This window comes from uncultured Nitrospira sp., from assembly GCA_902500695.1.
Taxonomy (GTDB): Bacteria; Nitrospirota; Nitrospiria; order Nitrospirales; family UBA8639; genus Nitrospira_E.
In genome coordinates this window covers 1610-10011 of record CABVRQ010000115.1, presented here as the reverse complement: position 1 = coordinate 10011, position 8402 = coordinate 1610, and the positions used below count along the sequence as shown (strand labels likewise).

At 54.0% G+C, this 8402-nt stretch carries 5 protein-coding genes; 3 read left to right on the top strand and 2 right to left on the bottom strand.

Annotated features, from left to right (window positions below):
* Both AAH187_RS17965 and AAH187_RS17960 read right to left on the bottom strand, forming a co-directional pair.
* Window positions 1-1434, bottom strand: a 1434-nt coding sequence (locus tag AAH187_RS17965) for an ATP-binding protein (protein ID WP_342349863.1), incomplete at its 3' end; no start/stop codon positions are given.
* Window positions 1435-1442: 8 nt separating this feature from the next.
* Window positions 1443-2162: a response regulator gene (locus AAH187_RS17960; protein ID WP_342349862.1), complete on the bottom strand. Its 720-nt coding sequence runs from the start codon at window positions 2160-2162 to the stop codon at window positions 1443-1445.
* A gap of 365 nt (window positions 2163-2527) precedes the next feature.
* Here AAH187_RS17960 and AAH187_RS17955 point away from each other — a divergent pair, with 365 nt between their 5' ends.
* The 3 genes from AAH187_RS17955 to AAH187_RS17945 are packed head-to-tail and all read left to right on the top strand — an operon-like array spanning window position 2528 to window position 8312.
* On the top strand, window positions 2528-3910 hold the full coding sequence (locus AAH187_RS17955) for a TolC family protein (RefSeq protein ID WP_342349861.1): 1383 nt from the start codon (window positions 2528-2530) through the stop codon (window positions 3908-3910).
* A gap of 60 nt (window positions 3911-3970) precedes the next feature.
* On the top strand, window positions 3971-5161 hold the full coding sequence (locus AAH187_RS17950) for an efflux RND transporter periplasmic adaptor subunit (protein WP_342349860.1): 1191 nt from the start codon (window positions 3971-3973) through the stop codon (window positions 5159-5161).
* On the top strand, window positions 5151-8312 hold the full coding sequence (locus tag AAH187_RS17945; protein ID WP_342349859.1) for an efflux RND transporter permease subunit: 3162 nt from the start codon (window positions 5151-5153) through the stop codon (window positions 8310-8312). The genes AAH187_RS17950 and AAH187_RS17945 overlap by 11 nt, the downstream gene beginning before the upstream one ends.
* The last annotated feature ends 90 nt before the right edge of the window (window positions 8313-8402 follow it).

Genomic DNA, 8402 nt, shown 5'->3' with positions numbered 1-8402 from the left:
CTGTTGAAGCGGAGATGCCGGCAGATTGATCGTCACCGTTAAGCCACCTCCCGGAGTGTTCGCCAAACTGATGTCCCCGCCATGATTGCGAATGATGGATCGGGCAATGGCCATGCCGAGGCCGATACCCCCGGTTTGTTTATTGCGGGATTCCTCCAATCGCACAAAGGGCTGAAAGACCCGTTCAAAATCCTGTTCAGGAATTCCCGGACCACTATCTTGAATCTCAATTTGAAATTCCGTGTCATTCTCTCGAAGCTTGACCTCGACTGGTCCTCCATAGCTCACGGCATTTTCAATGAGATTTCGAATGGCCCGTTTAAGGCTGATGGGGCGGCAGGTATAGGGAGTTTTTGGGGCGCTCTCGAATTTCACCTCCATCCCCATATCGGCCAGATCCTGACAAAGACTATCGGTTAAGGCGCTGAGATCGACTGAGCGCGATAGCTCCGTTGAGGCCTCATCGCGGGCAAAAGCCAGTGTGGCTTCGGTCATCCGTTGCATGTCTTCCAATGTCTCCAGCATCTTGACTCTCGCGTCCTGATCCTTCATCAATTCGACTTGCAGTCGAAGAGAGGTAATGGGAGAGCGTAAATCGTGACTGATGGCCGCCAGCATTCTGGTCCGATCCTGAACAAACCGTTGCAGTCGTTCGTACATGCGATTAAACGCGCGGATAGTCTGCTGAATATCGACGGGACCTTCTTCCGGAATGGGCGTGATAGATTCCCCGCGACCAACCCGCTCCGCGACTTCCGTGAGCTGTTGAAGCGGACGCGTGAGGCGTTGCACCATGAACACCACAATCAGACAGATACTGCCTCCGGTGAACACCATCGAAATCAGCGTGGGCAAAGCCCAACGGCCCAGGGATGGGGTGATCCCCATGCCGACATTCAGCCAACGGCCATCCTGTAGGCGCGCCGAAATCAGCAGGCCTGGAGCATCAAACTCCGAGAGCGGAAGAGAAAAGGACGATCCGGATTTTTCACTTCGTAAGATGGAAGACTGGATGCCCTCCGGCGCCTCCCCTATGGTCTTTTTCCATGACCCGTCCTGTTCCGGAAGCATGAACCGCAGTTCAGAGACGTCGTTCTTGTTCAGCAAATCCTTGAGACGGCTTATCCACTCATGGTCGCCCTGTTGCAGGCCTTGAGGAATCTGACTGGTATCCGACAACCAGTAGTACAACTTTCGTGAACTGGCGGCCTGGACTATGTGATCGTGCAAACCGGATGGGCTGTGTTCAATGAGATCGATCAGAGAAGCCGTTCGCTCAAGAATTTGTGTCCGCTCGACGGATCGAATAGCCGCACGACGTTCATCGGTAAAAATAAGAAAGTTGGCCACTTGCGCAATGACCAGGGCCACGAGCAGAAGGGCAATCATCTGGCTGGTCAGCCGTTGCGGCCACAACCGCCGGAATATGGGCATACCCGGTTTCATTGAAAGGAGACCTCAGCAGTGAACGTGTAGCCGCCGCCCCACACCGTTTTTATCAAGGAGGGTAGCTTGGGATCGATTTCAATTTTTTTTCGCAACCGGCTGACCTGATTGTCGATACTGCGATCAAACACATCGCCCGCCCTATGACGGGTGAGGTCCAGCAATTGATCACGAGTCAACACCATGCGTGGATGATTCAGGAACACCGTCAACAGTACGAATTCCCCGGTGCTAAGCGGAATGGCCACGCCATCTTCTCCGATGAGCTCTCGTTGCGACACCTGTAACACCCATCGATCGAATCGAATGGTTTTTTCCGCTATTCGCCGTTCCTTCCATGGCAGACTATTCGCACGCCGGAGCACGGACTTGATTCGTGCCAGCAATTCCCTGGGATTAAACGGTTTGACGACATAATCATCCGCGCCCATTTCCAACCCGATCACGCGGTCCGTTTCTTCCGCCATGGCCGTGAGCAAAATAATGGGAATGTCCTTTGTTTCGCGTAAATGACGGCAGAGAGAGAGGCCGTCTTCTCCCGGCATCATAATATCCAGGACAACAAGATCGATGGCGCTGTTTTCGAGGGTTTTTCGGGCTTCAGCCGCGCTTCCGGCCGCACTCAGTCGAAAGCCTTTTTGCGTGAGATAGGTTGCCAGCGGAATGCGGATATCCGGCTGATCATCAACAACAAGTATATGCGGTAAAGAATCCATAAGGCTCCTGAAGATTACCCTTCTTCATTATTATGACGCCCGAACCGAAAGTGGGGGAAGAAAAATTGTATCAAAGTTTGTCAAAATGGAATTCTGGCAGGTTTTCTTACAAAAAAGAAGGATGTGGATAAATTTCAGGGAAATATCCTGGGTATACTGACCGAACAGAGAAAGATCGGGGCCATACGCCTGGATGAATCGTTTTCGTCAGCAAATTGGGACAAAAAGACGTTTTTTATCTCCGGTCACATCAAGTACGACATTCATCATCCATAACAAAATCAGCATGTATTTTCCTTTATCATACTGAACATCGCATGATCACTCTCCGTTATTGTCCCTCCATCCTCACAGGCATTTTCCTTATGCTCATAACCGGTTGCCTGTTCGACCCACAACCCATTGAATTGAAAATCCATCCGCCCGATTCGTTTTCCCGTTCCGGCCAGAATGTGTTGCAGGACAAATGGTGGGAAGCCTTTGAAGACGAGGCCCTTGACCGGTTGATTGAACGCGCAATGGAAGACAATCCGACTCTGTTAGCCACCTGGGACCGTCTGCGGCAGGCGGAAGCCACCGCCGTGCGTGATGGAGCCCCTCGATTTCCATTTTTAAACGCGAACAGTAATGCCAGCCGCAGTCGCACGAGTGTTGGCACTCAGACTGATCGTTTTGCGGTTGGGTTATCAGTGGCCTACGAGCTTGACCTGTGGGGACGAGTTCGGGCCTTCGGGAGTGCGGCGCGCTTCGACGCGCAATCCAGCCAGGAAGACTTAACGGCCGCCGCGATCACGTTATCAAGTCAGATGGCGAAAACCTGGTATAATCTGCTCGAACAGCGAGGCCAACTGGCTTTGCTGGAGAAACAGATATCGACCAACGAAAAAGTTCTTCAAGTGGTCACCTTGCGGTTCCGGCAGGGCGTCGCTGCTGCGGCCGACGTCCTGCGGCAGAAACAATTAGTGGAGCAAACCCGGGGAAACACTAAAGACGTCCGCGCGCAAATCGGGACCCTGAGCCATCAACTCGCCATTCTACTGGGGAAACCGCCCACGGCCCTGGATATTCCCGACGATCGGACTCTGATACTCCTTCCGCCGTTGCCCAATACCGGCCTGCCAGGAGAGTTGATTCAACGGCGCCCTGACGTGCAGGCCGTTTTTTACCAGGTCCAGGCGGCCGATGCGCGTGTCGCGGCCGCCATTGCCGAACGTTTTCCGCGCATTGATCTTGGCGCGGCGATAACCACAAATCTCACCCCAACCCTGACCGGCGGAGCCTTTGCGACGGCTCCTGGAGGGATTTTTGCCAATTGGTTAGCCAACGTATCCGCACAAATCGTGGCACCGATCTTTAATGCCGGGGCGAGGGCGGCGCAAGTCGATCTCAGCAAAGCCGCTCGCTCCGAGGTCCTTCACAATTATGAATTCACGGTACTTCAGGCATTCCAGGAGGTCGAAAATGCCTTGGTCCAAGAAGCCCAACAACGGGAAAAGACTTCCAGCCTGGAAGAGCAGTTTCACATCGCCACCCAGGTGATCGAACGCTTGCGGGCCCGTTATCTCAATGGTGCAACCGCCTATCTGGACGTGCTCAATGCGCTGAACAGTCAACAGGAGCTTGAACGGGAGATCCTGACCGCCCGAAGGACGCTCATCGATTTTCGCGTTGATCTGGCCAAGGCTCTGGCCGGTGGGTGGCCTATGACTAAACCTGAAATCCGTCAATTAACCATTTCCACCGGATAGGGATTCCTCCCGAAACTCTACCAAGCCATGTCATCCCCATCCTTTTCCAAAAAATGCCTGATGGTATTGAAGGCTGTGCTGCCTGTTCTGATCCTGGCGCTGGCTGGAGGCATTGCCTTTTCGATCGTCAAGACTGCCCCACAACCCGAACGTCATCCCAAACCCAGGCAACCCCGACTGGTGGAAACGATTGAAATCGATGTGACCAAACAGATTCTGACCATAGAGGCTTGGGGACAAGTCCAACCTGTTCATCAAATCACCCTCCGGTCACAGGTGAACGGTAAAATCATCGCTGTCAACCCTGAACTCGTCCCCGGCGGTCGTTTCTCCTCACAGGAAACCATTCTTCGTTTGGAACCGGCGGATTATGTGCTGGCTGTCCGACAGCGACAATCCGATCTGGCGAAAGCCCGCGTGGCGCTTCTCCTCGAAGAGGGTAATCAGGTCGTCGCCAAACAGGAGTTCGATTTATTGGGTGCAACGATCAACGAGCAGGAAAAATCCCTGGTCCTTCGCCTGCCGCAGCTAAGCGCCATGAAAGCCGACGTGGATGCCGCAGCGGCTGCCCTTCAATCCGCGAAGCTCGCGCTGGCCCGCACCGTCATCAAAGCCCCATTTGAAGCAACCGTCGTTCGCTATCAGGTGGATCTCGGGACCTATGTGACCACCACCTCAGATCTCGTGACGATTGCGGGAACGAAAGAGTACTGGGTCGAGTTAGCCGTTCCCATGGCTCAATTACGTTGGATCACGATTCCTCGCACACCTGATGAACCAGGGTCCTCCGTCAAACTCTTCCAGGAAAATGTGTGGGGAAAAGAAAAATTCCGCACAGGCCGGGTAGTCCGGTTGCTGACCGATCTTGAACCCAACGGGCGAATGGCCAGGCTTCTGGTGGCCATACACGATCCGCTGAATCTTGAAGAACAGCATGCGCGGCTGCCTCGCGTGCTGCTCGGCTCCTATCTTCGAGCGGAAATTCAAGGGCAGGAACTCGCCCGGCTTGCCAAAGTGGATCGTCGCTGGATCCATGACCAGGACACCGTGTGGCTGATGAATACAGACAATACGCTGGCCATTCGTCAGGTGACGATCGCTTATCGTGGCCAACATGAGGTCTTTATTTCAGAAGGCCTGGAAACGGGAGACCGCTTAGTAGTCACCGACATTTCCGCCCCCACAGATGGGATGCCCATTCGCCTGAATGACAGCCGTTTCGACACACCAGTGACTCCCCATGGAACATAAGCCTTCCACTCCTCCACCTCACCGGGAATCCGGCCCGCTGGCCTGGATGGTTCACAACCGGATCACACCCAACCTCCTCATGTTGACGTTACTGCTGGGTGGACTGTTTATGGCCTCCCACATTAAGCAGGAAGTCTTTCCCGAGTTTGAAGAAGACACCGTCACCATCACCGTCCCCTTTCCCGGCGCGAGTCCTGAAGAAGTCGAACAGGGGGTGATTCTGGCCATTGAAGAAGGTGTGCGCGGCCTGGAAGGGGTGAACGAGATCCGGGCCACGGCTGCGGAAAATCAGGGAACGGTCGTCGTCGAACTCCTGGCCAAGTCCAACAATCAAAAAGTCTATCAGGACATTCAGCAGGCGATCAGCCGCATCGTCACATTTCCCGAGGATACGGAAAAGCCGAGTGTCACGTTGGATACCCGTCGTCGCGACGTCCTGACTCTTCAATTGTATGGTGACGTCTCGGAATGGACCCTGCGTGAAATCGCCGAACAAGTTCGAGACCGCCTCTTACAAGAACCCGGCATTACGCAAATCGATCTTGAAGGCGCGCGGGCATATGAAATCCATGTGGAGGTGTCCCAAGAAGACCTCCGGGCTTATGGACTCACGTTGGAGGGCATCGCACAAACCATTCGCGCTACTGCGCTCGATCGATCGGGTGGAAGCGTGGAAACCTCCAGCGGAGAAATTTTGTTGCGGGTGCAGGAACGACGGGATTGGGCGTCAGACTTTGCCGACATCCCCATCGTTGCCAACCTAACGGGAACGCTCTTGCGACTCGGGGATCTCGCCCACGTGTCGGAAGGATTTCAGGAAAGCGAAACGTATGCCACCTTTAACGGGGTACGTGCCATTGGCATCGAAATCTTTCGAGTGGGAGATCAAACCCCGATCGGGGTGTCGGAAAGCGTACGAGCCGCGATGGCCCATATTGTTCCTGATCTGCCGGCTTCCATCCAATACACCATTCTCAAGGATCGGTCAGAAATCTATTATCAGCGGCTCACGCTTCTGCTGAAAAATGGATTTCTCGGGTTGTTGCTGGTCCTGGCCATTCTCACCCTGTTTCTGGAATACAAACTGGCGTTTTGGGTGACGGTAGGGATCCCGACGTCATTTCTGGGTGCCATGTTATTTCTGCCGGCCATGGACGTGTCCATCAATATGGTGTCCCTCTTTGCCTTCATTATTGCGCTTGGAATTGTGGTGGATGACGCCATTATTGCTGGGGAAAACATTTATGAATACCGTCAACGCGGCAAATCCTTCAGCGAGGCGGCCATCCTGGGGGCACGGGATATTGCCATTCCCATCAGCTTCAGTATTTTGACGAATATCGTGGCCTTCCTACCGCTGATGTTTATGCCGGGATCTTTCGGAAAAATATGGGCCGTGATTCCCGTGGTGGTCTCCACCGCCTTCATTATTTCCTGGATTGAAGCCTTGTTCGTTCTTCCAGCCCATCTGGCGCATTCGGGCACCAATCCGACCGGCACCATCGGCAGAACTCTCCATAACACTCAACAACGGTTCAGCGCATGGTTTTCCCGATTTGTCGAACGGACATATGGTCCGTTTCTTCGCCGCGCCATTGCTCACCGCTATCTGACGATTGCCATTGGCTTCGGCATTTTTGCCATCGTGCTAGCCTATCCATTCAGCGGACGCATGGGTTTTATTCTCATGCCCACCGTTGAGGCGGATTTTGCCAAGGCCACAGCCGCTCTGCCTTTTGGAAGTCCGCCCAGTGAAATAATCCGGATCCGGGACGGGTTGATCCGTTCCGTGCAGGACGTGATCGACCAGTATCCGGGAGAACATATTACCAACGGCACCTTCGCACTGGTGCTGGAAAATACCATCGACGTTCGCGCGTATTTGCCGGATGCGAACCATCGTCCCCTCAGCACAAGCGAATTGACCACCCTCTGGCGGGAACACACTCCGGATTTGACGGGAGTAGAATACCTGCGGTTTGAGGCGGATAGCGGGGGACCAGGGCGCGGGGCCGGGATTAGTGTTGAACTCAGCCATCGGAATATTGACATGCTCGATAAGGCGAGCACCGATCTGGCCGACCGTCTGGCTGAATTCGGAAGCGTCAAAGACGTCGATGACGGGTATTCTCCAGGAAAACCCCAACTGGACTTCCGGATCAAAGAGGAAGCCCGCAGCCTCGGCCTCACCGCCGGGGATATCGCCAGACAAGCCCGCAACGCCTTTTACGGATCGGAGGCCCTTCGTCAGCAACGAGGGCGTAACGAGATCAAGGTGTTGGTGCGATTCCCCGAGTCGGAACGCTCGAGCGAATATCACGTGGAAAATCTGGTGATTCGAACGCCTGCGGGGCCACACGTGCCGTTGTATCAGGTGGCGACGGTCGAAAAGGGCCGGGCGTTTCGGGTGATCACCCGTCGGGACGGACACCGTACCGTGACCGTCACCGCAAATGTCCAACCCACAAAGGACACCAATCTTGTCCTGGATAAACTCAAAAACGACGTGCTTCCGGCCTTGCTTCGAGATTATCCCGGCCTGAGTTACACCTTTGAAGGCCGTCAGGCCGATATGCGAGATGCGCTTCAGAGTTTTTTATATAGTTCCACGCTGGCATTGATCCTGATTTATGTATTGCTTGCCGTACCCTTTCGTAGCTACCTGCAACCAGCCATTGTGATGACATCCATTCCATTCGGATTGGTTGGTGCCGTGATCGGCCATATGATCATGGGCTACAGCATCAGCATCATCAGTATGATGGGAATCATTGCGCTTGGCGGAGTAGTGGTCAATGATTCTTTAATCATGATCGACTATGCCAATACCAAACGCCGGGAAGGACATAATGCCGTGGAGGCCATCTGCCAGGCCGGCATCCGCCGGTTCCGGCCCATTCTGTTGACCACCCTCACAACCTTCGGTGGATTGGGGCCCATGATTTTCGAAACGTCCCGTCAGGCACGGTTCATGATTCCCATGGCCATTTCATTGGGATTTGGAATTCTGTTTGCCACCGCCATCATGCTCGTGCTCATTCCCTGTCTCTATCTGGTCGCGGAGGATGTGTCGGGTGTGTTCACCGTTAAGGGCAACACGCCTTCTCCGGAAAAAGTTCAGAATGAACCGGAAGCCATCGTTGCGGAGTGAGAGATCGACTCTTTAGCAACTAAAGAGCACGTACTCCATCAGCGCATTTCGACGATAAAAATGTGGAAAGGATTAAGCGTCCTTGAAGTG